Here is a 25,447-nt window from a genome sequence, read left to right on the forward strand (position 1 = left end):
CAGATTCCTACGCGTTACTCACCCGTCCGCCACTCGTCAGCGCCCGAAGGCCTGTTACCGTTCGACTTGCATGTGTTAAGCATACCGCCAGCGTTCAATCTGAGCCATGATCAAACTCTTCAGTTTAAATCAGTTTGCCACTCAATAAGATGAGTAGCCAATCTTGGCTCGACTACAAATTCAACGTATAAATTACTTTTTACGCAAGATCTTGTGTCGATTATTTATTACAAGCCTAAACAATCCATCACAAGCTCCCACACAAATTATTTTGATCTGATTTTTAAAGAGCGTGGAGCTAAGCCCCGGTTGAGCTGGACCATTATACCGATCCAATTCAATTTGTCAACACCCTGTCGACTTTATTTATTTGTTTCCGTCCGTGCCGGAACCGATACCCAGGTCCCGATGAGCCGACCATTATAACCGGTCCAACCCGTTTGTCAAGCTCCCTGCCAACTTTATTTCCCGCTCTCGACATCCGGTCAAGACTGCCAGGGCTGCCTGCCCCGAAAGAACTGCGCATTTTACAGCCTTTACAGCCGGCGTCAAGAAATTATTCTTACTCGGGCAAACTTTCGTTTTCCTACCTGATAAACATGTTGACTCCCTACCGGGATATCCAGCTTTGGATCAGAAATTTTTTCTCCATCAATTTTTACAGCTCCTTGTTTTATCATACGGATCGCCTCAGATGTACTCTCCGTTAATCCGGCATCTTTTAGTAAATTTGCTATTCCGTAACCCGTATCGTCAACCTTTAACTCCAGCTCTTCCATTTCATCAGGGATCGCGCCCCGCTGAAATCTGGCCTCGAAGTTTTCCAGCGCCTTGGCGGCCGCGAACGCATCATGAAATCTTTCTATAATTTCCTGCGCTAACTTTACTTTATAGTTTCTAGGATTTGCCCCTTGTTTGCACTCCTCTACCCATAACCTTATTTCAGTCATGGGTCGAAAGCTGAGTAATTCAAAATAACGCCACATCAATTCATCAGATATGGACATTAATTTACCAAACATGTCATCCGCAGAATCAGCTATGCCTACATAATTATTCAGTGACTTGGACATTTTTTGCACACCGTCCAACCCTTCCAGAATCGGCATCGTCATCACGACTTGCGGCTTTTGCCCAAAAGCCTCTTGCAACTGCCGCCCAACCAGCAAGTTAAACTTTTGATCTGTTCCGCCCAATTCCACATCGGCCTTCATCGCCACCGAATCGTAGCCTTGGATTAAAGGATATAAAAATTCATGTATCGCAATGGGCTGTCCGCCTTTAAAGCGCTTGCTAAAATCATCTCGCTCCAGCATTCTGGCGACAGTATGCTTTGCAGCCAACTGAATTAAATCAGCCGGTGACATTGCATTCATCCAGCTGGAATTAAACATCACTAACGTTTTAGCCGGATCCAGGATTTTAAATATCTGCTCTTCATAAGTTCTTGCATTATCAATTACCTCATCCCGAGTTAATGGCTTACGCGTAACATTTTTACCTGTTGGATCACCAATCATTCCGGTAAAATCACCAATCAGAAATAGCACCTCGTGCCCCAACTCCTGAAATTGCTTTAGCTTATTGATCAACACGGTATGCCCCAAATGTAGATCAGGGGCTGTCGGATCAAAACCCGCCTTAATCCGTAGAGGCCGCCCCTCTTCCAGCTTTTTAATTAACTCCTGCTTGATTAAAACCTCATCAGTTCCTCTTAGAAGGTGCTCCAATACGTCCTCTTGCAATTTCTTTCTCCAAAATATCTACAAATTATTCATTATAGAATTAATAACCGGCTGCGTTGAATAAAACTTTTATGCAGCCTAAAATTGGTAAAAGTACGTAAAAGCACTTAAAATGAAACCCTAAATCTATTAAGTATTTTCTGATTTATCTAACTTCAATTACTTAGCGTAGCCTAGTGAAAAATAGAATCTATACCTCTTTGCTCTTTGGAATTAGCATAGCTTTTTCAATAACCGGCCACACGCAGACAAAAGTAGAAAGCAAACACACAACAACCAAGACTATTTCTGCCTCAATTTCTCATTCAAAACTCGCAAAGCCTGGTGATAAAAAACTTGCTGTCGCGGTTAAGACCACGTCGAACAATAAAAAAGAGCCCGTTTCATCAAAAAACGCCAGCAAAAATAGCGCCATTGCTACGGCCAAGAAAACTGCCGCCCAAAAAACCGTTGTAATATCTAAAGCGGTTACTAGAAATCAACCTACCGTTTCCACTAAGCTAAAAAACAATAAGCAATCTATTAAAGCCGCCAAGCTTGTTGAGAAAGAAAAAGCCAATGTTTCTGCCAAGCAAAAACACAACAAACAGTCCATTGCCTCATCCAAATCGAATCACATAACGCACACTACCGCACCCGTTGATCCGTCTGCCAGAAAACGTACCGTTATTTCTTCCAAGTCGATCGAATCAACATCTATAAAGCCTGTTAATTATGGGGAGTCCGATAGAAATACTCGAACTAAGTTGAACCTGGACAACATTGGCTTAAATCCAATTGTTCCCACAAATGATGCCAGTCAATTTCATCCAATTTCAATTGCTCGCCCACAACCGACAACAATTAACACTGCGCATGTATCGATAGAAACCTCATTATTTTTGGATGGACTCGAAGCCGACCTATCTAAAGAACTTCTCTTGCAGCTTACCGACGTTTTTGCATGGGATATTGATTTTGCTACCAATTTACGCCCTGGCGACCAATTCACAGTTGTTTATGGAAAAAAAGTGGTTAATGGCAAAGAAATGGAAACCGACGAAATCATTGCCGCCGAGTTTATTAACCAGGGCGTCTCATACGCAGCAGTCCGGTATATCGATGACTCCGGCAATGCCAGTTATTACACGCCTGACGGACAATCCATGCAAAGAGCTTTTTTAAGTGCGCCGGTCGATTTTATAAAGATAAGCTCGCCTTTTGACCCTCACCGCAAACACCCTATCCTGAACAGGATTCGTGCTCATAAAGGTATCGACTATGCCGCACGAACCGGAACTCCTGTAAAAACAACCGGGGATGGCACTGTGACTTTTTGCGGTCGTAATGGTGCTTACGGACAAGTGGTCATTATTGAACATAACGACCACTATGAAACGCTTTATGCTCACATGTCCGGCTTTATGAAAGGCTTAACGGTTGGCAGTCATGTCAAACAAGGTGATGTTATCGGCTATGTCGGCCAAAGCGGTCTGGCTACCGGCCCACATTTGCATTACGAGTTTCACGTCGATGGACAGTATCGCAACCCGGAGACTGTCAAAATACCGCACTCATTGCCTATCGGTGGCGAGCGGCTAGCTGACTTTAAAACTCAAACCCAAACCTACGTTGCACAGCTGAACCAAGCCAAAGCCAAAAGTCTACTGGCTAAAACCCCTCCGGCAATTGCTCCCGATGTTGCCCTACCTTCGTCATCGACATCACCGTCTAATTACGACTAATTAAGACAATGCAAGAGTTTTATATTGGACTCATGTCCGGAACCAGCTTGGACGGCATTGACGCGGCTCTTGTTGATTTTAGCGCCAACCAAGCCCAACTTGTCGGTTTTGAATACCTGCCTTTTCCTGAAGACATACAAAGCGCCATCCAACGGCTCAGCAAGCCTGACGCGCTAATCTCTCTCAAAGAATACGGCGCTATGGATGCCCGCCTTGGCCATTTATTTGCCGATATTGTTAATACCTTGCTTGCTAAAGCCGACATGCCCGCGTCATCGATCAAGGCCATCGGCAGCCACGGACTAACCGTTTACCACGCGCCCGAAATCAAATTTCCTTTTTCCCTGCAAATTGGCGACCCCAACGTGATTGCCGAACTTACCGGCATTACCACTGTGGCCGATTTCAGGCGACGAGATATTGCCGCCAAAGGCCAAGGCGCACCGCTAGTTCCGGCGTTCCATCAAGCCGTATTCCAGCATCCGGATGAGCATCGTTGTATCGTAAATATCGGCGGCATAGCCAATATTACCGTTTTGCCTAAACATCAGTCCTCTGCTGTCATCGGCTTTGATACCGGCCCCGGTAATACCTTAATGGATCTCTGGATTAAACTGCACCGGAACCTACCATATGATAAAAACGGCGCCTGGGCTAAAACTGGCAACATCGACCATGACTTGGTGGAACTTTTAAAACAAGACGCTTATTTCAACTCCGCCCCGCCCAAAAGCACCGGCAAAGAATATTTTTCGCTTCCCTGGATTTATCAGTATTTCGACGCCTTCAGCTATAAAGCCGAAGACATACAGGCCAGCTTGTGTTTTTTAACGGCAATAACGATTTGCGATGCCATCAAAGAGCATGCGCCGACTACTGAGCGCATATTGATCTGCGGCGGCGGCATTCATAATGAATATTTATTGGAGCTCATCCAGCAAAACATAGGCTGTCCGGTTGAATCAACTGAGCAGTATGGCCTTCATCCCGATCATGTTGAGGCTGTAGCTTTCGCATGGTTAGCCAGGCAAACGCTAAACAATCTGCCGGGCAATCTTAAAGAAGTCACAGGAGCGATTGACTCTGTTATTCTTGGAGGAATTTATCAGGGAAACAAAAAGGGCGCAGCTTCCGCTCCTGCTGACGCTAAGCACCTACATCCCTGTAGGTGACATCGTATTGCCCGAATAAAGGGAGAGAACTATAAAATAACTACGCGGAAAAAGACGATCCGCAACCGCAGGTAGTGGTCGCGTTAGGATTACGAATAACGAACTGAGCGCCCGACAAATCTTCCTTATAATCGATTTCAGCGCCGGTTAAATATTGAATACTCATCGAATCAATCAATACGGTGACACCGCCGTTTTCAACGCAAGTATCATCTTCATTGACTTCTTCATCAAACGTAAAGCCGTATTGAAACCCTGAACAGCCACCACCTGAAACATAAACCCTCAGCTTCAGATTATCATTGCCTTCCTCGGCTATTAATTCACCTACCTTGGAGGCAGCGCTGTCGGTAAAAACGATTGGATTTGACATATACGTAACACTATAAAAATAAAGTTGGAAGAAATTATGACTATACCTAGCTTTTTAGTCAACAATTATGAATGGATATACAACTGCTCCTTTGACACTTACGGATAAAGCGCAATCGTCCTTAATCCCGAGTCTTCCTTCAGCCCGAATATCAGATTCATGTTTTGCACCGCTTGCCCCGCCGCGCCCTTCACCAGGTTATCAATCACCGACAGCACTACGATGGTTTGGCCACCCTGCGGCCGGTGAATCGAAATCTGGCAATTATTGCTGCCCCGGACATTTCGGGTATCCGGATGCGAACCTTGCGGCAATACATCGACAAACGCCTCATCAGCATATCTTTTTTCATACAAAGCTTGCACATCGCTCAAGCTTCCATGCCCCTGGCCGTATAACGTGGCGTGTATACCACGAATCATCGGCGTTAGATGCGGCACGAAGGTTAACCCGACCGATTTGCCGGCGACAAGCTCAAGCCCTTGCCTGATTTCCGGCAAATGCCGATGGCCGCCGACTGCATAAGCTTTAAAACTCTCGCCGGTTTCACTCATTAACGTCGCCAGCTCCGCTTTGCGCCCTGCCCCGCTAACACCGGATTTAACATCGGCAATCAAATGATTGGCATCGACCAGGTCGTTCTCAAGCAACGGTAAAAAACCCAGCTGCACGGCTGTTGGGTAGCAGCCGGGACAGGCGATTAAATTAGCTTTTTTAATCGCCTCGCGATTCACTTCCGGCAAGCCATAAACCGCCTCGGCGATTAAATCGGGGCACGCGTGCTCCATGCCGTACCACTTGCTCCAATCCTTGGCATCTTTCAACCTGAAATCCGCCGAAAGATCGATCACCTTAACGCCGCGCGCCAATAACTGTTCCGCCATCAGCATTGCAGTGCCGTTCGGGGTCGCAAAAAACACCACATCGCACTCGGCCAAGGTTTCGACTTCAGGCAGGCTGAATACCGCATCGATAGCGCCTCTCAAGCTGGGATAAAGCGCATCCACCCTAACTCCCGCATCGGCGCGCGAAGTGACGACCGACACTTCAGCGTCCGTATGTAACGCTAAAATCCGCAATAGCTCAACACCGGTGTATCCGGTTCCGCCCACAATACCTGCACGAATCATCTGTTTTATCCTACCCACACATTGTTTATGAAAATAACTGGGGCATATAATAACCGCAACTTAAATGATTGACGATGTTGTACCTATGCCGTTTCCCGAACAAATGATTGCTATTGAAGTAGAAAACGGAGCGTTAAAACCGGTCAGGCGCGACATGCCAACGCCATCCGCTGACCAGGTATTAATTAAAGTCGTTGCCGCAGGCGTTAGCCGGCCCGATGTGATGCAACGCCAAGGCCTGTATCCGCCCCCGCCCGGCGCATCCGACATTCCGGGGCTTGAAGTCGCAGGAACCATTCAGGCACTGGGCGATCATATCAACCATTTAAATATAGGTGACAGAGCCTGCGCGCTGGTGACTGGCGGCGGCTACGCCGAATATTGCCTTGCCTCGGACACCTTATGCCTACCCATACCGGAAGGCTTATCTTTTATCCAAGCCGCTGCATTACCGGAAACTTTCTTTACCGTGTGGAGCAATGTTTTCGACCGCGCCCATTTGCAGCCCGGAGAGACGCTACTGGTACACGGCGGTACCAGCGGCATAGGCACGACGGCAATACAACTGGCCAAAGCTTTTAACGCCAAGGTTATCGTCACCGCCGGCTCGAAAACTAAATGCGAATTCTGCCTGCAACTGGGCGCCGATGCGACCATCAACTATAAAGAGCAGGATTTTTTTGAGGAAGTAATGCGCTTTACCGGCAATAAAGGCGTCGACGTTATTCTGGATATGATCGGCGGCGACTATTTTCCGCGTAACCTAAAATGCATGGCTGACGATGCCCGGCTGGTGCAAATCGCCGTTCAAAACGGCCCGAAAGCCGAAATAAACTTGCTGTCAATCATGCTTAAACGACTCACCATCACCGGTTCGACCTTAAGAGCCAGGGACGATGTCTTTAAAAAAGACATCGCAGACAAACTGCTTGAAAAAGTCTGGCCTTTATTAGAATCAGGCCAAATTAAACCGATTATAAACTCAACTTTGGCGCTTACCGATGCCGCCTTAGCCCATCAACTTATGGAAAGCAGCCAACACATCGGCAAAATCATCTTAACGGTATAAAACATGACCTACACCACGCTCGTTTCTACAGACACACTTAACCAACAACTTAACAACTCCAACTGGATCATCGTTGACTGCCGCTTTTCACTCGCGGATACCGAAGCCGGTGCCAAAGCCTATCGGCACGGACATATCCCCAATGCCCGCTATGCTCATCTGGATAAAGACTTGTCCTCAGCAATCACCGATTTTACCGGACGCCACCCTTTGCCCAACTTTTCCTTATTGGCGAAAAAACTCGGCGATTGGGGCATAACCAACATTAGCCAAGTAGTGGCTTATGACGATGCAGGCGGTGCTTTTGCAGGACGTCTATGGTGGTTATTGAAGTGCATGGGGCACGACAAGGTCGCCGTATTGAATGGCGGCATCAAGCAATGGCAGAAACAAGGCCTACCTGTCACCACAACCTTGCCCACCGTCAAGCCAACCACATTCAGGGCATACCTGGATGAGTCAGCATGGCTTAATGCCGTACAAGTGCAAAACAGCCTGGCTCAAAAAGCCATTTGCCTGATCGATGCCAGAACCCCCGAACGCTATCGCGGCGAACAAGAACCGATCGACCCGGTTGCGGGCCATATCCCCGGCGCGTTAAACCGGGCTTTCCAGTTAAACCTGAACAGCAATGGTTTATTTTTATCGGCGGAACAATTGCGTGAGCAATTCAAACAGCTAATCGGCACAACCGCACCCGAACAGGTGGTTCATTACTGCGGCTCCGGCGTAACCGCCTGTCATAATTTACTGGCAATGGAATATGCCGGATTAACCGGTTCCAAGCTTTATGCAGGATCGTGGAGCGAGTGGATCAGGAATAAAAACCGGTCGATTGCTAAAGGCTAATTATTTTGACGCCTTAATTCCTGCATAGGCTATGGATGGCCTAATTCATATTTAACACTCACGTTTAAATCCCGTAAATCTTGCGCTTACGCCAGAAGGTCGCCCTGCTCATGCCCAGCGAGCGGGCAGCCAGGGTAACCATGCCATTGCTCTGCTCCAGCGCTTGACGGATTGCCGTGGATTCTTCCGCAGCCGATAACGGTTGATTCTGCACAGGCTGCGGCTCGGCATTACGTTGCTCCCGAAACTCAGGGGGCAGTTCAGAGCAGCGCAAGGTTGTCCCTCTGCCTACCGCAAAAGCATATTCCACAACATTTTGCAGTTCCCGGATATTACCCGGCCACGCATAGTCCAACAAAGCCCTCATAGCCTGCGGATCGATTTTTTCAATTTTCCTGAAATGGGCGGCATTATGCTCTTGAATAAAATGCCAGATAAGCAACCCTATATCTTCCCGACGCTCCCGTAACGGCGGAATAAAAATGGGCACGACCCTGAGCCGGTACATCAGATCCTCGCGGAACCGCCCCATTTTTACTTCCTCCCTTAACGAACGATGGGTCGCAGCGACAATGCGCACATCGACGTCAATCTACCGGTCGCCGCCCACCGGAATATAATTTCTTTCCTGTAAAACCCGGAGCAGTTTGGCCTGCAACTCAAGCGGCAATTCGGCCACTTCATCAAGAAACAGCGTTCCGCCGTGCGCGCGCTGAAACAGGCCGCTATGATCCTTGATGGCACCGGTAAACGCGCCGCGCACGTGCCCGAACAACTCGCTGTCCAGTAGACTGCTGGATAAGGCCGCGCAATTGATCGCCAGAAAAGGCGCCTTGCGCCGGGCGCTCAAATCGTGAATGGCCTTGGCCACCAACTCTTTGCCGGAACCGCTCTCGCCTCTTACCAAGACCGTAACATCTGTCTCTGCGGCATTTTGAATAATCTGAAAAACCGCCTGCATGGCTGGCGAGCGGCTTAACAGGCCATGAAACCCCTGCTTTACAGATTCGGAAGTCTCTCTTGAGGCTTTTGGCAAAGCTATGTTTGCGGGCCGCTCCGAAACAGGAAGCAGCAGCCCCAAACCGCCAGCAAAAGCCCCCTGCTGATCATGTAAAACCTGGATAATTTTTTCCAGCTCAAATTTACTGCCATCAGTTTGGAATAGCGTTATGAGTTGTTTTTTATGGTCGTCGCTATCAGTAATGGCATATTCTTGCTTACAGGGTTTGCCTGTGACATCTTTGGCGTACAATCCGGATAACTGCTCTGCGCCCTGACTCCAGTGAATAACCCGTTGGTTACGGTCAACGATATACAGAGCTGCAACATCGCATAGGGTTAGCAGCTTTAAAAATAACGGCTGCAACGACTGCTGTTCCAGCCAGGCGGATAAGGGTTCGGAAAGTTGTTTTGTTTGTTTCACAAGCGTCTCGTTGAATCAAATATGCGTTTCAATGAAACATTATATGAAACAGGCGAAAGGCGCAAGACAAAAGGCGAAAGCTGCCCACTTTAGCGCTGCGTCCTTTGCCTTTAGCCCTTTGTCCTTCGCCTTAACCTTTTGGCACAGGATTTGCTTTAAGCATAGTTATCCCATAACCCCAACCGGAGCAACATCATGCTATTCAAACAATTATTCGACCAGGAAACCTGGACTTACACCTATTTAATTGCCGATCCAGTTAGTAAAGACGCCGTTCTTATTGATCCGGTCAATACCCATATCGACGAGTATATTGAGCTGCTGGCAGCGCACGGACTGCAACTGAAATATTCTCTGGAAACCCATGTTCATGCCGACCATATCACTGCCAGCGGCTTGCTGCGCCAACGTTTGGGAGCCCAGACAGCGGTCAGCGGACTGTGCGGCGCGGAAAACGCCGACATTCAGATGCAGGACGGCGATATTTTTAAATTTGCCGGCGACGAGCAAATCAAGGTCATCGCCACACCGGGGCATACTCGCGGCAGTGTTTCTTTTTTATGGCGCGACCGCTTGTTTACCGGCGACTCTTTATTGATCGGCGGCTGCGGACGTACAGATTTTCAAGGCGGCGATGCCGGAGCGCTTTACGACTGCATTACCCAACGCTTGTTTACCCTGCCGGGTGAAACGCTGGTCTATCCAGGCCATGATTATCAGCAGCGCTGGGTGAGCTGCGTCATGCAGGAACGCACCACCAATCCTCGACTGGCAGGCAAGACCCGCGAGCAATTTATCGAGATCATGAACAACCTGAACTTACCCAAACCCCGCTTAATTGACGAGGCAGTGCCCGCTAACCGTTATTGCGGCCTGGATGAAAACGAGCGTCAGGATGCCGTAGCGCTCAGAGACGCAACGCCGCCGCTTCGCGCCACAACCAAAACCGAAGATTTGGTCGCCGCCGCTAAGCAACAAATTATTGAAGTCGATGTCGCCAAAGCGAAACAGCTGCTGGCGGAAGGCAATATCGTGCTGGTCGATACCCGAGAAGAAAGCGAATACGCCGCAGGGCACGTTGACGGAGCATTATTGGTACCGCGCGGCATGCTGGAATTCAAAATCGGCAACATGCCGGAACTGGCCGACAAATCGAAAGCGGTGCTCATATATTGCCGCTTGGGCAACCGCTCGGCATTGGCGGCGCAGACCCTGCAGCAATTGGGTTACACTAATGTGCTGTCTATGGCCGGCGGATTTGAGGCTTGGAAAAAAAGCCAAACGTCATAGGACACTACCCTATAAAGAGAGAATGGGTACATGGCAAAGTATGTGCTGCCGTCCACTTTTGCCGTGTACCGAAATTCTCCACTAACTACCAATTATGAGGAATTTATGTCAAACAAACACCATACCGTACTAATCATCGGGGGAGGCGCCGCCGGCGTTTCCATCGCCAACAACATGCGCCGCCAAAACGCCGATATTGATATCGCTATCGTTGAACCGTCTGAAGTCCACTATTACCAACCGGGCTTCACCATTGTCGGCGGCGGTGCGTACACCTTAAAAGAAACCGTCCGCAACGAAGCCGACCTGATCCATCCGTCTGTTACCTGGATTAAGGATTACGCCGAAACCTTTCAACCGGATGACAACAGCGTCAGTTTGCGTTCCGGCGACGTGATCAGTTACGACTATCTGGTAGTCTGCCCCGGCCTGCAACTGGATTGGGATAAGATTGAAGGCTTGAAAGAAACGCTGAACAAAAACAATGTGTGCAGCAATTATTCCGCCGAGACCGTGGAATACACCTGGGAATGCATCCAGAATATTAAGGAAGGCACCGCGCTGTTCACCCAGCCGCCGATGCCGATCAAATGCGCAGGTGCGCCGCAAAAAATCATGTATCTGGCCGCGGACCGCTTCCGTAAAAGAGGTACGCTGGACAAATTCAATATTGAATTTTTCAACGCCGGACCTGCGATATTCGGCGTACCGTTTTTCGCCAAGGCACTAAGCAAAGTCGTTGCCGAATACGGGATTAAAACCAATTTCAACCACAACCTGGTGGCTATCGACGGCCCAGCCAAAATCGCCACCTTCGAAACCACCGACAGCGAAGGCAACAAGCAACGGGTTACCAAAGCGTTCGACATGATTCATGTCACGCCACCGCAAAGCTCACCGGATTTTATTAAAAGAAGCCCGCTCGCCAATGCCGCCGGTTGGGTTGATGTTAATCCCAATACACTACAGCATACTAAATACGGCAATATTTTCGGTCTGGGCGATGCCGGATCGACACCTAATGCCAAAACCGCGGCAGCGGTGCGCAAGCAGGTTCCGGTTGTGGTTGACAATATTCTTAACCTTAAGAACAGCAAGGATGTCCAGGGCGGCTATGACGGTTACGGCTCATGCCCATTAACCACGTCCCTAAGTAAAGTGATGCTGGCTGAGTTTGCCTATGACGGCAAGGTGACGCCCTCTTTCCCTTTGCTGGACCCAAGAACACCCCGATCTATCTGGTGGTGGGGCAAAACCACCGGTTTTCCTTGGCTGTACTGGCATTTGATGCTCAAAGGCTACCGCATCGATATTCCTCATTTGGAAAGCTATGCCAAAAAGTTTTTGAACGAAGAATGATTTTTTAGGCGAAGGGCGCAAGGAAAAAGGCTAAAAGCCTGCCTTGAGTCTTTCGCCCTTTATCCTTTGTCTTTCGTCCTTTGTATTCTCTTATGCCCTATTCAAAACCCAATAATTCACGTTTAACACAGTTATTTCCGATTGTGGAGTGGCTAAGATCCTACACCCGCCAGGAATTCAACAGCGATTTATTCGCTGGCGTCATCACTGCTATTTTGCTGGTTCCACAAGGGATTGCCTACGCGATCTTGGCCGGTTTACCGCCTCAACTTGGGCTCTACGCCAGCATCCTGCCGCCGTTATTGTATGCGCTGCTGGGCACCAGTCGCACCCTGTCGGTGGGTCCGGTTTCGATTGCCGCGATTATGATTGCCAGCGCTCTGAGCGCGCCGGAAGTCAGCGTGTTAGGTAATCCTGTGCAAAGTGCCCTGATTCTGTCGGCGGAAAGCGGATTCATCATGTTGCTGATGGCTCTGTTACGTATGGGCGGGCTGGTCAATTTTATCAGCCATCCGGTGCTGACCGGCTTTACCAGCGGCGCCTCACTGTTGATTATCGGTAGCCAATTACCGCAGTTGTTTGGTTTAAAAGCCCCTTCCTGCGACTTTGATGTTGCCTGCTACAGCCATTATTTTTCAGGCATCGTGCCAGCCACTTTATTAATCGGCCTGAGCGCGATCGGCTTACTGGTGTTTTTCAACAAGCCGCTGGTTTTCATGCTAAAAAAAATCGGCATGAAACCTTCTGTGGTTACTGCGATCAGCAAATGCGGGCCATTATTAACTATCATGCTGGCGACTCTGGCCGTCGGCTATCTGGATTTAACAGGCCAACAGAATATAGCGGTGGTTGGCAAAGTTCCCTCCGGTTTCCCCGAATTGACCCTTGATTTTTCCCCTGCCGAAAAATGGTACGTATTATTGCCCTACTCCGGCTTTATCGCCTTGATCGCCTATGTTGAAAGCGTCGCCATTGCCAAGGTTACCGCTAATTTCAGAGGCGAAAAAATCATCGCCAACCAGGAATTGATCGCGCTGGGCACTGCTAATCTGGCAGCCGCCATTTCCGGCGGCATGCCGGTAGCCGGTGGATTTAGCCGCACCATGGTAAATTTTTCTGCCGGTGCGCGCACCCAAATGGCGATGCTGGTCGCCGCCGCTATTCTTGCGCTGGCGGTCGTCTTCTTTAGCCCGTGGTTTGAAAACATCCCTAAAGCGGCGCTGGCCGCAATCATTCTGGTCGCCATCATTCCTTTAGTAAAACTGAACGACATTGCGCACACCTGGCGTTATGACCGTGGCGATGGAATCGCCGAAATTGCCACTTTGCTGGGCGTTTTAGTCTACGGCATTGAAGAAGGCATCACGCTGGGCATTATCCTGACTCTGGTCAGCCATTTGCGCAAAACCAGCCATCCGCATATTGCCGTGGTCGGGCGCATACCCGGCACTGAGCACTACCGCAATATCAAACGCCATAATGTGGAAACCTGGCCTCACCTGCTGTTATTGCGCATTGATGAAAGCATTACCTTTGCCAATATTAATTATATCGAGGAGTTTATCAACGCCAAGTTAAGGCAGCAGCCGGGTATCAAGCATATTGTGCTTATTTTTACCTCGATCAGCGATATAGACGCCACGGCGCTGGAGGAACTGGAAAAACTGAACCGTGCTTTGCAGGCCTCAAAAATGACCTTGCATATCTCGGAAACGAAAGGTCCGGTACTTGATAAGCTTGAAAAAACCGATTTTCTCAGGCAACTGCAACCCGGCAGGGCATTTTTCCATACCGAAGATGCCGTTAGGGAGCTATGTAAGCCAATGTCTCAGGCTGACGAATACAAGTCATAACATGCCGTGTATTACTGCTATTTCGAAAACCCGATAAAGCGCCGATAAGGCGAGCCCTGCTTCCAGGTGAAAGCCTCGGTGTAGTAATGCATCAATGCTAGATAACCCAGCAATCCCAGAGTAATCGCTTTACGAATCTCCACATCGAAAAAGAACTCGGTTATAGCGTTGACCGCACTATCCCCGTAAGACTGCAACACAAACGTCAACGCAATGGAACACAAGGGCAACACGATAAACACAGGCAAATGGCAGCGCGCCGCATAGCGGTACATAAAATTCTGCGGTTGCTGGCGATGCTTGTTGTAGTCATGCACCACGTAGAAAATATAGGCCGTCGCGTCATGCACCAGCCTTGGCACCAGGATCGCGAGAAAGTAATAGTGCTGAACAAACAAATAGAAACTGCTTAATACCAATAAAACGTTGGACCACAAAAAATACCGGCCGGATTGCGTGGTCAGGTAGCGCTCGCATAGCAGAGCGGTGCACACCAATCCTACACATAAACCGCCCGCAACCAGCTTTATCCACTCCAGTTGTTGCACATCCAGGCTGTTCTTCATAAATATTCCAATATAAATAAAGATGCCCGCCGTTACACTCATCCACAATAGCAAATAAAAAACCCAATCGGGCAGACGGTACAAGCTGCGCCCCACGCCCAGTTGTTGTTTAAGCACGTGATATACGGTCCAGGCCGCTACCGTCACGTAAAGCGCTTTATAGGGAATAAACAGGCTACCGACGCCGAAAAACGTGATAATGGCAGCCGTCATCAAAATGATTTTCAGCTTATATACTTTCAGGTATTCGGTATTGCTCACCAGTAAGATGGAACTGGCGACAATATGCGGCGTACCAAAAATAATTTGAAATAATAAAAAGTGCTTCGGACTGCTCGGTAAATTCTGCTGCAAAAAGCCCTGCCAAAACCAACCATCAAACAGTTGCAACAATAAACACAAAGGAATGATTGCATACAAACCCAACAACAGCCGGAACGAGACGGTCAGCTGGTTATCATCAGTTATATCTTGAGCTGAAATGGCTTGTGCAGACATAAAACCATCCTCCTGTTATTGTTGTATTTTTCAGTCAGAATTAATATAAGCTATTATTTTAGATGACACGCTAAACAGTGAATTAAAGTCCGGCACTCACATTGAGTGCCCGTTTTTAGCGCGCGTACATCATACACCACAAGATTGTTTGGGAAAATACGTGCACAAAAAAGCCGGTGTTACCCGGCCTTGATAGCTTCGTTTTACACAGTTTGATACCCTAATCATTCACAGGGTAATACGAGCAAAAACTGCTTCGTATTACCCTGACTCTTAAAAGTCGCCTGTGTTTACGTTTGAAGGAATACGACAGTTGAAAGTCTTACTCAAAGGCTCAAATTTGCGCCGCGAGCGTATCGACCTGCGCAAACATTGATTCAGCTTTATCCGAAACAGAAATAAAGGTTTTTTAAACCTTCCACTCCACTTTGTTGATATAACTGAAAATAATCGCGTAAGGTAGTTTCACAAATGCCCACCAATAAGGCAATCTTATGATTAGACAGGCCGCGGCTTTTTAGCCACAAGGCTTGTAGACGTCGACGAACTAGCGGGACGGGGTGGACATTCCTTTCTTTTTTTAAAATTCCTAATGCTTCTGAAGTAAATTCAATATGTGTTGTCATAATAATTCTACTCGCAAAAATAATCACAAAGGGCTTTACAACGCTGATGAAGTGTTTAAAACCCGAAAGGGAAGCAAATTTGCTTTGCTCCTTCTGGAGTTCTAACTATCATCAATGGACGGTGATATAGCTTAATCGTTAACTTAGCATTTGGGGATATGTACGAATACTTACCCCTCTACTAGTTAATCTTACCAATTGATTCTCTTGAGTTTTCACATAAAATGAAAAATCAGTAATTAACTTTATTTATGAGGTTAAGATGAAGCTAATCAATGAATCAGTGTTGGAAATAACCATCAATTTCTTAAAAGACGTCAGAGAAAGCAATGGAATTTGCCTTGTCGGCTTGATAGAAGATCTTGAAAATGTAATGCAGACGCCCAGCGTGTGCGTTGACGATCAGCCAAAAAATATCCGAAAGCGCCGATTAAGCGATCAAGAAGATTAGATTAACTGGCTATAGATCCAAAGCTAGGCAAAACCTCGCAATCCTTGCTTTTGTTAACGCTCGGCATTATGTCGAGCTTTATGAAATTGCCGAAATACGTAGCGACACTGATTTATTATGGTTAACAAATAAGAAATACTTCATCGCACGTTTTGAAATCTTTCCAAAGCGTAAATGCTCCCTATCGGCCCCTCCCCGGGCCACAGGCCCTTCCAGGGCCATTCGATAATGCCCTTCATAAATAGAAGGGCATTCTTTTTACCAAACCCTTACCAGTGCTCCTGAAATGGCTGCTGCTATTCAACAGCTCAGCATTCGCCCAAATCCCACGACAATGCGCAGCCTTTAATCGATTAGTTATCAATTACTTGCAGGATCATTTATTTTCTATTTCAATCCCTACAAGCAAACACACTTACTCTCGTCTAAATTAATCAGCCTGAAAATCAGCCGGTAATAGTCGAGCCAAACAAGAGTCACTCCATTTTGCGCGAGGTCATCAACCAGTAAATTGAGCTTGCGATTATGACCGATAAAAATAGAAATTATTTCTATAAGTAATGGTACCTATGTTTTCTTATAAATCTGCACTATAGAATAAACCCACCAATTTCTGAGGAGGAATGGTCGCCAAGTTCAATTAGAAGAAGAACATCTTGGCGGATAAAGCCTGGATTCATTAGTGAATCCAGGCTTTTTTTTATGGTCGTGATAGCTTAAAACGCGACACAACAATAAGTAACTGATTGTTGTGTAATTTTCGAAATATTAACCTACTGCCCAACTTCATTGAGCCGCATTCATACCTTGATAAATTAAGATAAGGCTCGCCTTTACCTTGTTGATTTCGGAATTCAACAGTCAAATAGCACTTCTCTATTCTTCTACCTCGCCTGCATAAACCTATAGGCAATCACCACCTACTTGTTTGGCAAAATTGCCAACGTTTGTGTCCGCCCCAGCACGACTTTTGTCAAGCTACTGTGCGAGTTATGGAAAATAATGTTCAGACCGCGGTATATCAAAAAAACCATCCGCACTCGCTTCCAATTTTCAGGTTTGCTTGGGAATGCTTGAAACATCAGTTAATATTCGGTCAGAATATTTAAGTTAAACTGCTCGAATCCAGCCCTCTTCAAGCCTTGCTTTTTAGTTTTTAGGATTGCCCTACTCATGACATTTCAGCTACACCCACGCCTGAAACAGGATTGCATAGCCATTGGCAGTTTTGAGCTGTGTCGATTATTAATGATGAATGACAGCCAATATCCCTGGTTTATACTGGTTCCGGAACGAGCGAACTTGCAGGAAATTTATCAGCTGAACAAAGCTGAGCGTGAATTACTGGCGGAAGAATCGAGCTATCTTGCCGAGAATCTGGCAGTGCTTTATAAAGCGGACAAAATGAATATTGCCGCAATAGGCAATATGGTCCCGCAACTGCATATCCATCATATAGTCCGCTATCAGACCGATAAAGCCTGGCCTGCGCCGGCCTGGGGGAAATTCGCTGCCGAGCCTTACACAGACCGGCAGATTGCAGATAACTTAACTCGCGTTAAAGCCCAGTTGGGCATGTAAAGCAGGCACAAGGCCTTTGGCCTTGTGCCTTAAAATCTTAATCAACCAAAAACTCAGTAAAATAAGCCTCTTTAAATCCTCCGGGGTGCTCAGCCTTATCCTCTTCGGAATGTTCTTCCTCAGCGGCTTCGCCGTGGCCTTTATCCCCTTCCTCCATTTTTGCCAGCGTCTTACGAATAATATCGGTCGTTTCCTGCCGTAATGCTTCGCGCTGTTCCATGGTTTGCAGTCCTTCAGACGGTCTGCCGCTGTATAGCATGATCAATTCGTGCCTTAATGCCGGCATGTGCTTTTTTACCGTCGCGATAGTGGCGGCACCTTCAACCAATAATTGCACGTTTATCAGCAAAAACTTTTTTGGTTCCGCCAAATTAACGGTAAACTTAGGAGTCATTTCCAGATATTTTACGCCGGCTTCTGCTTCCGATTCTTTGCCCCCTTCATTCGCAACAGCCGCGGACATAAACAGAAGACTTAATATCACAACTAATAACCGCATAACAGACTCCGTGTAACTGGAAAATAATGGCCTAGTATAAGGCCAAGCCCATCAATTTTAAACCAAATCCAATACTGACAAGGTAATGACAACTAATCTCCCCATCGGCCCGATAATGCTGGACGTTGCAGGCTTAACCCTGGCACAAGACGAAAAAGAAAAGATCAATCATCCCAACACCGGAGCAGTCATTCTTTTTTCGCGCAATTATCAAGATCCCGAACAAGTTACCGAGTTGATTAATCAAATTCGCGCGGCGCGTAATGGCAACATACTGATCGCTGTCGATCAGGAAGGCGGCAGAGTGCAACGCTTCCAGCACGGCTTCACCCGTTTGCCGCCTGCGGTCAGCTATACGCAAAGCCCTGAACTGGCGGAATCGGCAGGCTGGCTGATGGCCGCTGAATTACTGGCTGTCGGCGTTGATTTCAGCTTTGCCCCGGTCCTTGATATTGATTGCGGCGTTAGCGAAATCATCGGCAACCGTTCGTTTTCAACCGATCCGACCCTTGCTACACGCCTTTCAAGCTCATTTAGAAAAGGCATGAATGAAGCGGGCATGGCCGCAACCGGAAAGCATTTCCCCGGACACGGCGCAGTGGCTTTGGACTCACACCTGACCCTGCCGATTGACGAAAGAGACCTGGACAGCATCAGGGCAAAAGACTTGCTGCCCTTTAAACAACTGATCGAGGAAGGCTTGGAAGGCATCATGCCTGCGCATGTAGTCTACCCAAAAATCGACCCGAATCCGGCCGGCTTTTCGCCGTTCTGGATACAGCAGATTTTACGCAAGGAATTGAACTTCAACGGCACCGTGTTCAGCGACGACTTGAGCATGGAAGGCGCGGCATCGGTCGGCGACTTCCCGGAACGCGCTAGACTGGCGCAATTGGCCGGGTGCGACATGATCCTGGTTTGCAATAATCCGGCCGCCGCCGAGCAGGTGCTTGAGGCCTTGCCGATAAGCCAAGACCCCGTCAGGGAACAGCGGCTTAGTCGTATGCAGGGCAAACCGCAGATGAACCGCGAACAGCTGACGCATACTGAAAAATGGCAGCAATTATCCACTCTCATCAACAATACCTATAACCATGCTTGAAGAAATCAAACACGTCCAGGCCACCGCCGATTTGCTGCACAGCGAACAGGAAATTGAAACCGCCATCGATAAAATGGCTCAGCAAATCAACATTGCGCTTGCCGATCACAATCCGCTATTACTCTGCGTCATGAACGGCGGCATCGTCACCTTTGGCAAGTTACTGACCCGGTTAAGCATCCCCCTAACCATTGATGCAATTAACGCCAGCCGCTACCAAAACCTGACCTCGGGCGGCAGTATCGAATGGCTGGTTAAACCGGTAACATCGCTTAAAGGCCGTACGGTACTGCTCGTGGACGACATTCTAGATGAAGGCATCACTCTTCAAGCAATTTATCAATATTGCCGGGAACAAGGCGCGACAGCCGTTTACAGCGCCGTGCTGGTGGATAAAATACTCGACCATCAAAAGCCAATCACCGCCGATTTTATCGGGCTGAAAGTGGAAAACCGTTATGTGTTCGGCTACGGCATGGACTACAAAGGCTATTTACGCAACGCACCGGGCATTTACGCCTGCAAGGAATAAACATCATGACTCAACTAGCCATTATCGGCGGCACCGGCCTGACCCAACTTAGCGATTTAACCATCATCAAACGCGAACAGCTGAGCACGCCTTACGGTTCGCCATCTGCCGAGTTTGTTACCGGGGAATTGAACAATACCCGGATTATCTTCCTGGCTAGACACGGCAATCCGCACACCATTGCTCCGCACAAAATAAATTATCAGGCTAATATCTGGGGTCTTAAGCAGCTTGGCGTTGAGCAGATCATTGCTGTCGCCGCAGTGGGTGGCATTACCAGCGAAATGGTTCCAGCGCATATCGCCATCCCGGACCAGATTATTGATTACAGCTATGGCCGCATGCATACTTTTTTTGAAGATGAGACAGTCACGCACATAGACTTTACCTGTCCGTACAGCCAAAAACTGCGTTCCCGCCTGATCAGCGCCGCCGCTAAAGTCAACATAAAGATCAGCCCGATAGGCACCTACGGCTGCACCCAAGGCCCTCGCCTGGAAACCGCCGCAGAAATCCAGCGTATGGAAAGAGACGGCTGCGACCTGGTCGGCATGACCGGCATGCCGGAAGCCGCCTTAGCCAAAGAACTCGGTATGGATTATGCCGCACTCAACGTAGTCGCCAATTGGGCCGCAGGAAAATCGGAAGGGGAAATAACCATGGAAGAAATTGAGCGGCACCTCCATAAAGGCATGGCGGATACCGCTGAATTACTGAAAGCTTTTGTGGGTTAGCTTGAGGCTTAGTGGTGGCAACCCGCGCCATGGATATGTCCATGCTCGGCTTCTTCTTTAGTCGCCGGTCTAACGTCCACAACTTCCACATCAAAAGTTAAGGCGGTTCCCGCCAACGGATGATTGCCGTCAATGGTAATATCGTCGCCATCGATCTTAACGATGGTAACTTCGCCGGAACCGGAACTGACATCGGCATGGAACATCATGCCGACTTCAAGCTCATCAATACCTTCAAACATTGACCGAGGGATTACCTGAATCATCTCGTCATGTTGTTCGCCATAAGCATCTTTGGCCTCAATGCGCACATTAAACTTGTCGCCGACGGCTTTACCGGCCAATGCCGCTTCCAGACCCGGAATGATGTTGCCAACACCGTGCAGATAAACCAAGGCCTCACCACCTTTCGAACTATCCAGTACTTCGCCGTCATCATTAGTCAAAGTATAGTGAATTGAGACAGCCATATTGTCAGCTACTTGCATGATAAAACCTTTTTCGTAATTTAAAAGCCGTCTATGATAAAGAGTTGCAACTATTTTGTCTGAAAAATTATCTAACCCATCATAATTATCCACAGGAAACCTATCATGTCGCGCTGGAGACCGCCGAGGCCAAAGTCATCCCCTTACATCACGCCGGAAGGCTATCAAACTCTGGAAATTGAATTGAAAGACCTGTGGACCAAGCGCAAAGAGGTTACCCAGGCTTTATCGGCAGCGGCAGCGGAAGGCGATCGCTCGGAAAATGCAGAATACATCTAATAACCTCATTTAACATACTATTTTTAAAAAAGCACAGAAAAAACAATCATATTTTGACAGTATGCATACTATCTTTATGTACTTTTTTTAAGTAAACTTTAAGATTAATATTTGAAGGATTTGGAAGAATTTCGAGATGACAGAAACGAAATACTATATATGTTACGAAAACCCTCTTAAACAAGATGAAGCTGAACTACTGCATAAATATTGGCGGCTTGATCAAAGCTCAGAAAATATTTATCGACACAAAGTGCAAGATTTAATAGGAATTCTTAACTTTGATAAGGAAAGCCACGTCACTAAATTCGTTAAGGGCAATTGTTTCATTTCATCAAATTCACAAATCTTTAACTGCACGTCTTGCCAAATAAAATTTAATGCAAATTGCCGAACTGAGCTCAATAATTTAATCAAAAGACTTCCAAAAGTTTGCAACAATTGCAAAAAAGAAGAGATAAATCTCATAGCTTTAGAAAAAATAAATATCCTCCAATCCTCAATACAGCAACCCATATTCCCTGAATTTAGTTATGAAGATCTTCAAGCACTTAATTATGTTGAGAAAATAATTTTGTTTGTTATGCTTTCGGAAATGAATGCCAGCGAAAATGAACCTATCAACTTTTCGGAAGGAGAACTAAATCTGACTGGTGTGACTGATATTGATAAGGATATATTATCATCATTATTTAATAAGAAAGCAATTTATGTTATCAAAGATGAAGACTATAATAATCTACCTTTGCTAATAGAAACGACAGAATATATTTACAAAAACAAAAAGCATTTAAATTCAGACAATATTAATTTCGTTAATTCATTTTTAAGTGGTTTATATGAACCTGGAGTATATTTTTTAAAACCTACTGATTCCCCTTCTTTTGAAGGCTTCTTAGATCAACTTTTTGAGGAGATAAATAATTCTTTCATAACCAAAAAAGATGTTGAAATTTTATCAGATCTTATAATTTCGATACTTTTATATCAATCGTATTATCTTGTTAACGAAGCTAAAAAAGAGCATAAAATACCAATAGACATGAACATGAAATTGGATATAGTACTAACTAGTTTAGTAAAAAAATATCCGATGCCTGTTGTTTTTAATATTTTAAATTATCAAGCCAAAAATGTAGCCGCAAAGCTTTATTCTAATACAGCGATGCCATCATATATTCAAAATAAATTATATTGCAAATATATTGAAGAATATATTAATTACTTAGATAAAAACAATAAAATACCCTATAAAAAAATGCTTCCAGACTATATGACTGGTTCAAAAATTGAATACTTCTCGAGCCACTATATTTTAGGAGACTTAATAAGCTGGTCTAGTTTAAGTGGGAATGACATTATAGAAAGGTGGATTCATAGTGATACTATAAAAAATATACAATAAATACCGTTTAAATAGAAATCAAAATTTTACGGGCATTCGAAAATAATTTGAAGCAAGAGTTATAAACGTTAACATAAAGTTTTATAAAATATAATTTTATGTGCATATTGTTACGAAACCCGCCGCTAAATCTTATTTATATTCGGCCACCGATTCTTATCTAAAAATCACGATCTAATACCGATCAGGTATACTCGATCTATGAACAGGGTCATGAACCACTCGAAGATCGATCGTTACAACGTAATCTATAAAACTGACTTGCTGGTAAAGGCCGTCAAATGGGCCAATTGGTTGGACGGAAAATCGGCAAAACCAGTTAAAAATGTCATTTATTGGATTGCTGCCAAGCGGCGATTTCTGAAAAAATCAGCTTGTCTGGCAATTGTGGCTGGAGTGCTGATGTTTTAAAGCGATAATCTTCGCAGTCGCAGAGCGTTCATAATGACTGAAACCGAACTAAAACTCATCGCTGCCGCCGCAATCATCGGTGACAGCAAAATGCCGAAGAACGGATACAGCACACCGGCGGCAATGGGAACGCCGAGCGCGTTGTAAATGAAAGCAAAGAACAGATTCTGGCGGATATTGCTCATGGTCGCTTGACTTAACAGCCGTGCCCGGGCGATGCCACGCAGATCGCCTTTGACCAGCGTAACCCCCGCGCTTTCCATGGCGACATCGGTGCCCGTACCCATCGCAATACCTACGTGTGCCTGCGCCAATGCCGGCGCATCGTTGATGCCGTCGCCCGCCATTGCCACGATATGGCCTTCGGCCTGCAATTGTTTAACGATTTCGGTTTTCTGGTCAGGTAATACTTCAGCTTCAACCCGGTCTATGCCAAGTTTTTTTGCCACTGCATTGGCGGTGGTTTTATTATCGCCGGTCAGCATGACGACTTTTATTCCTGCTTCGTGCAAGGCTTTCAACGCTTCCGATGTTGACGATTTGATCGGATCGGTGACACTGATAAATCCGCCGAGCTTGCCGTCCACGGCGACAAACATGACGGTCTGCCCTTCCAGGCGTAGCTCGTCAGCCTGTTTTTGTAAAGGCGCTGTATCGATATTCTGCGCTACCATTAATTGGGCATTACCCAGTGCAACCCGACGGCCTGAAATCCTGCCGCAAACTCCTTTACCGGTTACCGATTCAAATTGTTCTCCGGCAGTCAGCTTGATGCCCTTTTCTTCAGCGCCTTTAACAATGGCGGCGGCAAGCGGATGTTCGCTAGCTCGTTCCAGGCTTGCGCCGAGAGACAATACGTCTTCTTCGGAAAAATCCTTGCTGGCTATGACTGACATCAGACGGGGTTTACCCTCGGTCAGGGTGCCGGTTTTGTCGATCACTAAGGTATCTATTTTTTCCATGATTTCCAGCGCTTCGGCATTTTTAATCAATACTCCGAGCTGAGCGCCCTTGCCGGTACCGACCATAATCGACATCGGCGTGGCAAGACCGAGAGCGCAGGGGCAAGCGATAATAAGTACAGCTACTGCATTAACAATGGCATGCGCCAAACGCGGTTCCGGCCCCCACTGCCACCAGACTATCAGCGTGATGATCGCAATGATGACAACGGCCGGGACAAACCAGGCGGCAACCAGATCCGCCAGTTTCTGGATCGGCGCCCGGCTGCGCTGTGCTTCGCTGACCATCCTCACGATCCGGGCCAACAGCGTTTCGCCGCCGACCTTCTCGGCGCGCATCAGCAGGCTTCCAGTGCTGTTGACGGTAGCGCCTATCAGCCTGTCCCCTACATTTTTTTCCACGGGAATAGGCTCACCGGTCACCATCGATTCATCGACACTGCTATAGCCTTGCTGCACGACACCATCAACGGGGATTTTTTCGCCGGGCCGGATGCGTAACTGATCGCCCGGTTGGACCTGTTCAAGAGGAATATCCTCTTCCTTGCCGTCGCCTGTCACCCGACGCGCTGTTTTCGGCGCCAGTTCCAATAACATTTTGATAGCCTGGTTGGTGCGGCTTCGAGCCTGTAATTCCAATACTTGCCCCAGCAATACCAAGGCGGTAATGACGGCGGCGGCCTCAAAATAAACAGCCACCATGCCGTCCGGGGTGCGCATGGTTGGCGGAAAAATGCCCGGCGCAAATGCTGCTGTCACACTGTAGCCCCAAGCAACGCTGATACCCAAAGCGATCAGTGTGAACATATTGAGGCTGCGATTGATCAAAGAAGCCCAGCCGCGCACAAAAAACGTCCAGCCGCCCCACAGCACCACCGGCGTAGCCAGCGCTAATTGCAGCCATTGCAGCCTGCGTGCATCCAGAAAATCGGGTATGGCGGTCGGATACAGGTCATGGCCCATGGCCAGCATGAACAACGGCAGGGTTAAGGCAGCGCTCATCCAAAAGCGTCGCGACATATCCTTGAGTTCGTGATCTTCGGCTTCCACTTCAGTTGTTCGCGGCTCCAGAGCCATGCCGCAAATCGGGCAGTTTCCCGGTTCATTGCGGATGATTTCAGGATGCATCGGACACACATATTCGGCATGGCTTTCAAAAACCTTGCTTTCCACCGGTTCCATTGTCTCCAGGGTCATCCCGCATTTGGGACAGTTGCCGGGATTTTCCAGACGGACTTCAGGGTGCATGGGGCAGGTATAAGTTTTTTTGTGAGCGTATTTTGTCATTGTCTTATCCTTTTTTGCTCGGGGACGGCGGCGGATGAC

24 protein-coding genes, 1 rRNA gene and 1 pseudogene are annotated in these 25,447 nt (G+C 47.3%); 15 read left to right on the forward strand and 11 right to left on the reverse strand.

What is annotated here, in order from left to right; all coding sequences use genetic code 11:
* Together M0R47_RS12710 and tyrS are read right to left on the reverse strand one after the other, a co-directional pair.
* Positions 1-126: ribosomal RNA gene (locus M0R47_RS12710) — 16S ribosomal RNA — on the reverse strand; the annotation flags it as partial.
* Between the two features lie 422 nt (positions 127-548).
* The gene (gene tyrS / locus M0R47_RS12715; RefSeq protein WP_292555334.1) at positions 549-1,745 is read right to left on the reverse strand and encodes a tyrosine--tRNA ligase; all 1,197 of its coding nucleotides are present in this window, start codon (positions 1,743-1,745) and stop codon (positions 549-551) included.
* A gap of 176 nt (positions 1,746-1,921) precedes the next feature.
* Here tyrS and M0R47_RS12720 point away from each other — a divergent pair, with 176 nt between their 5' ends.
* Positions 1,922-3,469 carry a peptidoglycan DD-metalloendopeptidase family protein gene (locus M0R47_RS12720; protein WP_292555337.1) on the forward strand — a complete coding sequence of 516 codons (1,548 nt, stop codon included), beginning with the start codon at positions 1,922-1,924 and terminating at the stop codon, positions 3,467-3,469.
* Positions 3,470-3,477: 8 nt separating this feature from the next.
* Positions 3,478-4,641, forward strand: a complete 1,164-nt coding sequence (locus M0R47_RS12725) for an anhydro-N-acetylmuramic acid kinase (protein ID WP_292555340.1) — start codon at positions 3,478-3,480, stop codon at positions 4,639-4,641.
* A gap of 40 nt (positions 4,642-4,681) precedes the next feature.
* Here M0R47_RS12725 and erpA read toward each other — a convergent pair whose 3' ends face one another.
* Positions 4,682-5,014, reverse strand: a complete 333-nt coding sequence (gene erpA / locus M0R47_RS12730; RefSeq protein ID WP_006892745.1) for an iron-sulfur cluster insertion protein ErpA — start codon at positions 5,012-5,014, stop codon at positions 4,682-4,684.
* 98 nt (positions 5,015-5,112) lie between these two features.
* Positions 5,113-6,144 carry an N-acetyl-gamma-glutamyl-phosphate reductase gene (argC, locus tag M0R47_RS12735; protein WP_292555347.1) on the reverse strand — a complete coding sequence of 344 codons (1,032 nt, stop codon included), beginning with the start codon at positions 6,142-6,144 and terminating at the stop codon, positions 5,113-5,115.
* 103 nt (positions 6,145-6,247) lie between these two features.
* Here argC and M0R47_RS12740 point away from each other — a divergent pair, with 103 nt between their 5' ends.
* The gene (locus M0R47_RS12740; RefSeq protein ID WP_292555464.1) at positions 6,248-7,213 is read left to right on the forward strand and encodes an NAD(P)H-quinone oxidoreductase; all 966 of its coding nucleotides are present in this window, start codon (positions 6,248-6,250) and stop codon (positions 7,211-7,213) included.
* Between the two features lie 3 nt (positions 7,214-7,216).
* Positions 7,217-8,062 carry a sulfurtransferase gene (locus M0R47_RS12745; protein WP_292555351.1) on the forward strand — a complete coding sequence of 282 codons (846 nt, stop codon included), beginning with the start codon at positions 7,217-7,219 and terminating at the stop codon, positions 8,060-8,062.
* 64 nt (positions 8,063-8,126) lie between these two features.
* Here M0R47_RS12745 and M0R47_RS12750 read toward each other — a convergent pair whose 3' ends face one another.
* A complete protein-coding gene (locus M0R47_RS12750) occupies positions 8,127-8,570 on the reverse strand; it encodes a helix-turn-helix domain-containing protein (RefSeq protein WP_366513214.1) in 444 nt (147 codons plus the stop codon).
* Positions 8,556-9,485 (reverse strand): annotated as a pseudogene (locus tag M0R47_RS12755) (sigma-54-dependent Fis family transcriptional regulator); the annotation flags it as partial. The gene M0R47_RS12750 and the pseudogene M0R47_RS12755, both read right to left, overlap by 15 nt.
* Positions 9,486-9,680: 195 nt before the next feature.
* Between M0R47_RS12755 and M0R47_RS12760 the strand changes: the two are divergent.
* From M0R47_RS12760 to sulP, 3 genes are all read left to right on the forward strand, one after another.
* On the forward strand, positions 9,681-10,775 hold the full coding sequence (locus M0R47_RS12760) for an MBL fold metallo-hydrolase (RefSeq protein WP_292555354.1): 1,095 nt from the start codon (positions 9,681-9,683) through the stop codon (positions 10,773-10,775).
* A 105-nt stretch (positions 10,776-10,880) separates the two neighbouring features.
* Complete coding sequence (locus M0R47_RS12765) at positions 10,881-12,134, forward strand: FAD/NAD(P)-binding oxidoreductase (protein ID WP_292555357.1); 1,254 nt, start codon at positions 10,881-10,883, stop codon at positions 12,132-12,134.
* Between the two features lie 92 nt (positions 12,135-12,226).
* Positions 12,227-13,987, forward strand: a complete 1,761-nt coding sequence (gene sulP, locus M0R47_RS12770; protein ID WP_292555360.1) for a sulfate permease — start codon at positions 12,227-12,229, stop codon at positions 13,985-13,987.
* 17 nt (positions 13,988-14,004) lie between these two features.
* Here sulP and M0R47_RS12775 read toward each other — a convergent pair whose 3' ends face one another.
* Entirely contained in the window at positions 14,005-15,051 is a 1,047-nt protein-coding gene (locus tag M0R47_RS12775; RefSeq protein ID WP_292555364.1) for a hypothetical protein, read from the reverse strand.
* Positions 15,052-15,434: 383 nt separating this feature from the next.
* A complete protein-coding gene (locus M0R47_RS12780) occupies positions 15,435-15,677 on the reverse strand; it encodes a helix-turn-helix domain-containing protein (RefSeq protein WP_292555367.1) in 243 nt (80 codons plus the stop codon).
* Between the two features lie 262 nt (positions 15,678-15,939).
* On the opposite strand from M0R47_RS12780, the gene M0R47_RS12785 reads away from it, so the two are divergent.
* Both M0R47_RS12785 and M0R47_RS12790 read left to right on the forward strand, forming a co-directional pair.
* A complete protein-coding gene (locus tag M0R47_RS12785; protein WP_292555370.1) occupies positions 15,940-16,128 on the forward strand; it encodes a hypothetical protein in 189 nt (62 codons plus the stop codon).
* A gap of 1,173 nt (positions 16,129-17,301) precedes the next feature.
* Positions 17,302-17,709: an HIT domain-containing protein gene (locus M0R47_RS12790; protein WP_292555373.1), complete on the forward strand. Its 408-nt coding sequence runs from the start codon at positions 17,302-17,304 to the stop codon at positions 17,707-17,709.
* Positions 17,710-17,746: 37 nt separating this feature from the next.
* Here M0R47_RS12790 and M0R47_RS12795 read toward each other — a convergent pair whose 3' ends face one another.
* Positions 17,747-18,208, reverse strand: a complete 462-nt coding sequence (locus tag M0R47_RS12795) for a flagellar basal body-associated FliL family protein (RefSeq protein ID WP_292555376.1) — start codon at positions 18,206-18,208, stop codon at positions 17,747-17,749.
* A gap of 85 nt (positions 18,209-18,293) precedes the next feature.
* On the opposite strand from M0R47_RS12795, the gene nagZ reads away from it, so the two are divergent.
* Genes nagZ through M0R47_RS12810 form a run of 3 tightly spaced genes read left to right on the forward strand, consistent with a single transcriptional unit; the run spans position 18,294 to position 20,576 of the window.
* Positions 18,294-19,310: a beta-N-acetylhexosaminidase gene (gene nagZ, locus M0R47_RS12800; RefSeq protein WP_292555380.1), complete on the forward strand. Its 1,017-nt coding sequence runs from the start codon at positions 18,294-18,296 to the stop codon at positions 19,308-19,310.
* Positions 19,303-19,842 (forward strand): hypoxanthine-guanine phosphoribosyltransferase, encoded by a 540-nt coding sequence (locus M0R47_RS12805; RefSeq protein ID WP_292555382.1) that lies wholly within the window; start codon positions 19,303-19,305, stop codon positions 19,840-19,842. Before nagZ ends, M0R47_RS12805 begins: the two co-directional genes overlap by 8 nt.
* 5 nt (positions 19,843-19,847) lie before the next feature.
* Positions 19,848-20,576, forward strand: coding sequence for an S-methyl-5'-thioinosine phosphorylase (locus M0R47_RS12810; RefSeq protein WP_292555385.1), 729 nt, complete (start codon positions 19,848-19,850; stop codon positions 20,574-20,576).
* Positions 20,577-20,584: 8 nt separating this feature from the next.
* Here the strand turns inward: M0R47_RS12810 and M0R47_RS12815 are convergent, their stop codons facing one another.
* Positions 20,585-21,064 (reverse strand): peptidylprolyl isomerase, encoded by a 480-nt coding sequence (locus tag M0R47_RS12815; RefSeq protein WP_292555388.1) that lies wholly within the window; start codon positions 21,062-21,064, stop codon positions 20,585-20,587.
* A 105-nt stretch (positions 21,065-21,169) separates the two neighbouring features.
* Between M0R47_RS12815 and M0R47_RS12820 the strand changes: the two genes are divergently transcribed.
* The 3 genes from M0R47_RS12820 (at position 21,170) to M0R47_RS12830 (ending at position 23,159) form a co-directional block, all read left to right on the forward strand.
* A complete protein-coding gene (locus M0R47_RS12820) occupies positions 21,170-21,343 on the forward strand; it encodes a hypothetical protein (protein ID WP_292555391.1) in 174 nt (57 codons plus the stop codon).
* 136 nt (positions 21,344-21,479) lie between these two features.
* A complete protein-coding gene (locus tag M0R47_RS12825) occupies positions 21,480-22,748 on the forward strand; it encodes a hypothetical protein (protein ID WP_292555394.1) in 1,269 nt (422 codons plus the stop codon).
* A gap of 213 nt (positions 22,749-22,961) precedes the next feature.
* Positions 22,962-23,159, forward strand: a complete 198-nt coding sequence (locus M0R47_RS12830) for a hypothetical protein (protein ID WP_292555396.1) — start codon at positions 22,962-22,964, stop codon at positions 23,157-23,159.
* Here the strand turns inward: M0R47_RS12830 and M0R47_RS12835 are convergent.
* Positions 23,156-25,408: a copper-translocating P-type ATPase gene (locus M0R47_RS12835; RefSeq protein WP_366513216.1), complete on the reverse strand. Its 2,253-nt coding sequence runs from the start codon at positions 25,406-25,408 to the stop codon at positions 23,156-23,158. The genes M0R47_RS12830 and M0R47_RS12835 overlap by 4 nt on opposite strands.
* Between the last annotated feature and the right edge of the window lie 39 nt (positions 25,409-25,447).

Source organism: Methylobacter sp. (genome assembly GCF_023227905.1).
GTDB lineage: Bacteria > Pseudomonadota > Gammaproteobacteria > Methylococcales > Methylomonadaceae > Methylobacter_A.

Coding starts and splice junctions, on each gene's coding strand:
- M0R47_RS12725 (WP_292555340.1), top strand. CDS start 3,478: ATGCAAGAGTTTTATATTGGACTCATGTCCGGAACCAGCTTGGACGGC.
- erpA (WP_006892745.1), bottom strand. CDS start 5,014: ATGTCAAATCCAATCGTTTTTACCGACAGCGCTGCCTCCAAGGTAGGT.
- argC (WP_292555347.1), bottom strand. CDS start 6,144: ATGATTCGTGCAGGTATTGTGGGCGGAACCGGATACACCGGTGTTGAG.
- M0R47_RS12740 (WP_292555464.1), top strand. CDS start 6,248: ATGATTGCTATTGAAGTAGAAAACGGAGCGTTAAAACCGGTCAGGCGC.
- M0R47_RS12745 (WP_292555351.1), top strand. CDS start 7,217: ATGACCTACACCACGCTCGTTTCTACAGACACACTTAACCAACAACTT.
- M0R47_RS12750 (WP_366513214.1), bottom strand. CDS start 8,570: ATGTACCGGCTCAGGGTCGTGCCCATTTTTATTCCGCCGTTACGGGAG.
- M0R47_RS12760 (WP_292555354.1), top strand. CDS start 9,681: ATGCTATTCAAACAATTATTCGACCAGGAAACCTGGACTTACACCTAT.
- M0R47_RS12765 (WP_292555357.1), top strand. CDS start 10,881: ATGTCAAACAAACACCATACCGTACTAATCATCGGGGGAGGCGCCGCC.
- sulP (WP_292555360.1), top strand. CDS start 12,227: ATGCCCTATTCAAAACCCAATAATTCACGTTTAACACAGTTATTTCCG.
- M0R47_RS12775 (WP_292555364.1), bottom strand. CDS start 15,051: ATGTCTGCACAAGCCATTTCAGCTCAAGATATAACTGATGATAACCAG.
- M0R47_RS12780 (WP_292555367.1), bottom strand. CDS start 15,677: ATGACAACACATATTGAATTTACTTCAGAAGCATTAGGAATTTTAAAA.
- M0R47_RS12785 (WP_292555370.1), top strand. CDS start 15,940: ATGAAGCTAATCAATGAATCAGTGTTGGAAATAACCATCAATTTCTTA.
- M0R47_RS12790 (WP_292555373.1), top strand. CDS start 17,302: ATGACATTTCAGCTACACCCACGCCTGAAACAGGATTGCATAGCCATT.
- M0R47_RS12795 (WP_292555376.1), bottom strand. CDS start 18,208: ATGCGGTTATTAGTTGTGATATTAAGTCTTCTGTTTATGTCCGCGGCT.
- nagZ (WP_292555380.1), top strand. CDS start 18,294: ATGACAACTAATCTCCCCATCGGCCCGATAATGCTGGACGTTGCAGGC.
- M0R47_RS12805 (WP_292555382.1), top strand. CDS start 19,303: ATGCTTGAAGAAATCAAACACGTCCAGGCCACCGCCGATTTGCTGCAC.
- M0R47_RS12810 (WP_292555385.1), top strand. CDS start 19,848: ATGACTCAACTAGCCATTATCGGCGGCACCGGCCTGACCCAACTTAGC.
- M0R47_RS12815 (WP_292555388.1), bottom strand. CDS start 21,064: ATGCAAGTAGCTGACAATATGGCTGTCTCAATTCACTATACTTTGACT.
- M0R47_RS12820 (WP_292555391.1), top strand. CDS start 21,170: ATGTCGCGCTGGAGACCGCCGAGGCCAAAGTCATCCCCTTACATCACG.
- M0R47_RS12825 (WP_292555394.1), top strand. CDS start 21,480: ATGACAGAAACGAAATACTATATATGTTACGAAAACCCTCTTAAACAA.
- M0R47_RS12830 (WP_292555396.1), top strand. CDS start 22,962: ATGAACCACTCGAAGATCGATCGTTACAACGTAATCTATAAAACTGAC.
- M0R47_RS12835 (WP_366513216.1), bottom strand. CDS start 25,408: ATGACAAAATACGCTCACAAAAAAACTTATACCTGCCCCATGCACCCT.